Here is a 504-nt window from a genome sequence, read left to right as displayed (position 1 = left end):
TGGTGCCGACTAACCGAGTCGAACGGTTGACCTACTGATTACAAGTCAGTTGCTCTACCAGCTGAGCTAAGTCGGCACACAAAACTGTGTGCTAAGGCACGTTCAATTTTAAAGATTGAGAACTTTTATAAAGCACTTAAAATAAAAAAACCTTGCATAAGCAAGGCTTTTCAATAAATGGTGCCTCGACGCGGAATCGAACCACGGACACGAGGATTTTCAATCCTCTGCTCTACCGACTGAGCTATCGAGGCACATAAACTGTGCTAGTTACAGATTAACGAAATTAACCTTTAACTTAATAAATGGTGCCGACTAACCGAGTCGACGGGTAATTTGAACAGACTACTGATTACAGTTTTTCTTTTCAAACTACTTTAAATAAATGGTGCCGACTAACCGAGTCGAACGGTTGACCTACTGATTACAAGTCAGTTGCTCTACCAGCTGAGCTAAGTCGGCACACAAAACTGTGTGCTAAGGCACGTTCAATTTTAAAGATTG

Annotated in this window: 3 tRNA genes; all 3 read right to left on the bottom strand. The window is 41.7% G+C overall.

The annotated features are described in order from the left end of the window. The 3 genes from H5089_RS20060 to H5089_RS20050 all read right to left on the bottom strand — a co-directional run bounded on the left by H5089_RS20060 (window position 1) and on the right by H5089_RS20050 (window position 462). Window positions 1-76, bottom strand: a tRNA-Thr gene (locus H5089_RS20060). 102 nt (window positions 77-178) lie between these two features. After that, a tRNA-Phe gene (locus H5089_RS20055) sits at window positions 179-254 on the bottom strand. A 132-nt stretch (window positions 255-386) separates the two neighbouring features. Continuing rightward, window positions 387-462 (bottom strand) — tRNA-Thr (locus tag H5089_RS20050). Between the last annotated feature and the right edge of the window lie 42 nt (window positions 463-504).

This window comes from Pseudoalteromonas sp. SR45-1, from assembly GCF_014163655.1.
Taxonomy (GTDB): Bacteria; Pseudomonadota; Gammaproteobacteria; order Enterobacterales; family Alteromonadaceae; genus Pseudoalteromonas; species Pseudoalteromonas distincta.
This window is presented reverse-complemented; position numbering and strand designations above follow the sequence as displayed.